The following is a 3,048-nucleotide window of genomic DNA, read 5'->3' as shown; positions in this document are numbered from 1 at the left end:
CTTGCACATACAAACAACATAAAAAATAAACTCATTTCTCAGAAAATTGTACTGCCGCAATGGAACGGTAAAATAATATTGATAGATTAAAAATATTTCATAAGACCAATGACAACATGATGAAATGAAATGCAATGTACACCTAAAAGTTATCCACAGTTTCTGTGTATAAGTTTTTTAAAGATCATGGAAAAAATGAGCCATTTCTTATCCGTTTAATTTGTAAGTATATGTTATATATGATTTTATTATTTTTTAATCACTCTAAAAAACATTTTATTAGCATGTTTATAACTTTGGGGATAAGTGATGTATATACATTTTAAAAAGTTGCCAAAGAACAATCAAATGAACGTCATTATCAAAAAAAAACTCTTTTAAATACAATGAGTTAATTGAAATAATGAATGTTTTAAGTAATAATTTAATATTTGTTAAATATTGTAATTAAAAGAAAAAAAACAATACATTTAATAATGTATATATATGTTTTATTGTTATTTCTTTTGGTTTTAAATAATGTTATTAATAACTGATATATTTAAATATATAAAGTAATTAATAATGTATTTATATTTATTATATTTATTATAATTTTAAATATTATTATACACGAACAGCGTTAAAAAACAAAAAATAGGTGTATTGCTTTAATCCCTCAAATTAGTTATTATTTATGATAAATCTATAAAGAAGAAACGTAATCTAATGAAAACAAGCCTACAAAAAATTAAAATTATTCAAACAGAGGCAAATTATCATTCGGATCCCACAACAATATTTCATCATCTTTGTGAGTCAAAACCAGCCACATTGTTATTAGAAACAGCCGAAATCAATAAAAAAAATGCTTTGGAAAGCATTATGATTATCGATAGCGCTATGCGTTTTACATGTGAAAAAAATTCAGTTACGTTAACCCCTCTATCTAAAAACGGCATGGACATTTTATCGATTTTGAAAACATCTCTTCCTCGCAATATAGTCATACAGGAAATCAATAACAACATGATTCTTAATTTTCCTGATATTCCTAAAAATCTCAATGAAGATGAAAGATTGTTTTCATTATCAGTTTTCGATGCGTTTAGACTGATAATCAATCTTTTTCATAATGCAAATAACACACCTAAAGCAATGTTTTTCGGCGGACTGTTTTCTTATGATCTCATATCCATATTTGAAACCCTTCCACATTTAATAGACAATCAAAAATGTTCAAATTTTTGTTTTTATTTAGCTGAAACCTTGCTTGTGTGGGATCATCAACAAAAAACCTGCTTAATTCAAAGTAGTATTTTTTCTCCCAACACTCATGAACACAAAAGAATTCAAGACAGGACAGCAGCAATACACAATCAGTTAAATGCACCACTCAAACAAATCAATCGAATTAACATGCATAATATCGCTGTCACCTCCAATATAGATGACAACAAATATCGCTCTATCATCACAGAGTTAAAAGCATTTATCAAAAAAGGTGAAATTTTTCAAGTAGTACCATCTCGAAAATTTTATGTGCCTTGTCCTGATGCATTATCTGCTTATCAACAACTGAAAATCAGTAACCCCAGTCCTTATATGTTTTTTATGCAAGATAAAAATTTTATATTATTCGGAGCTTCACCCGAAAGTTCATTAAAATATGACGAAAAAACAAAACAAGTCGAACTGTATCCCATTGCAGGCACTAGATCTCGAGGATTCGATGAAAATGGTAAAATAGATTTAGATTTAGACAGCAGAATTGAATTAGAAATGAGAACCAATCACAAAGAATTAGCAGAACATTTAATGTTGGTCGATCTGGCTCGAAATGATCTCGCTCGCATTTGCGAACCCGGCTCCAGATATGTCTCTGATTTAGTCAGAGTCGATAAATATTCCCATGTGATGCATCTCGTATCAAAAGTCGTGGGTAAGTTAAAAACAGGTCTTGACGCATTACATGCATATGCTGCTTGTATGAACATGGGGACATTAACGGGCGCTCCGAAAATCCGCGCTATGCAACTGATAGCGACATATGAAAAGGAAACCCGAGGAAGCTATGGTGGAGCTATAGGTTATTTTACAGATTTAGGCAATTTAGACACGTGCATCGCAATACGTTCAGCATATGTCGCAAATCAAATCGCTACAATTCAAGCAGGTGCTGGTGTAGTTTTTAATTCCATCGCTGAAGCTGAAGTACAAGAGAGTTTCAATAAGGCAAAAGCAGTAATCAATGCCATCAAAATAGCACATATCATCAAATGCAATTAGGATGTCTTTAAAAATGGCAAATATTTTACTTTTAGATAATGTGGATTCCTTCACGTATAATCTTGTCGAACAACTGCGAAAAAAACATCATTGTGTATTAATTTATAGAAACACGGTTGAGTTAACAATCATATTGAATTCAATAAAAAAAATGGTCAATCCGATCTTAATGTTATCGCCGGGACCGAGTACACCCCAACATGCAGGTTGCATGTTAAGTCTAATTGCTCAGGTGAAGGGAAAGATACCTATTGTCGGTATCTGTTTAGGCCATCAGGCGATCGTAGAAGCTTATGGCGGCATGATTGGATATGCAGGTGAAATATTCCATGGAAAAGCCTCATTGATTAACCACGATGGTTTAGAGATGTTCGAAGGCCTTCCTCAACCACTACCAGTCGCTCGATACCATTCACTGATCTGCAATAAAATTCCTAAAAATTTTATTATTAATTCATATTTTAATAATATGATCATGTCGGTTCGAAATAATTTGGACTATGTATGTGGATTTCAATTTCATCCCGAGTCTATTTTAACTGTTTCCGGCGCACTAATTTTAGAACAAATCATCAAGTGGGGAGAGATGAAATATCAATGCTGTCCGAATCAAACAATACCAATATAAGATGCATAAAAAATTGCATGTTTTTCAAAATTAGATCATCCCTTCATTATTCAGTGTTTTATTGCGCTACGATAAAACATTGAACAACATGAAAATACTGCACTGAATGAAATTGTATGCATCAATCAAGCACACCAGCAGAGTGAATAAAC

Annotated in this window: 2 protein-coding genes; both read left to right on the top strand. The window is 31.7% G+C overall.

The window, feature by feature from the left end:
- Nucleotides 1–708: 708 nt before the first annotated feature.
- Entirely contained in the window at nucleotides 709–2,268 is a 1,560-nt protein-coding gene (locus IX46_RS03085; RefSeq protein ID WP_053940562.1) for an anthranilate synthase component 1, read from the top strand.
- A gap of 13 nt (nucleotides 2,269–2,281) precedes the next feature.
- Entirely contained in the window at nucleotides 2,282–2,896 is a 615-nt protein-coding gene (locus tag IX46_RS03080; protein ID WP_053940561.1) for a glutamine amidotransferase-related protein, read from the top strand.
- Nucleotides 2,897–3,048 lie beyond the last annotated feature (152 nt).

The sequence above is a fragment of the Buchnera aphidicola (Aphis glycines) genome (assembly GCF_001280225.1).
GTDB lineage: Bacteria > Pseudomonadota > Gammaproteobacteria > Enterobacterales > Enterobacteriaceae > Buchnera > Buchnera aphidicola_E.
Note: the sequence above shows the minus strand (reverse complement) of the source record. Positions and strands in the feature narration are given on the sequence as shown.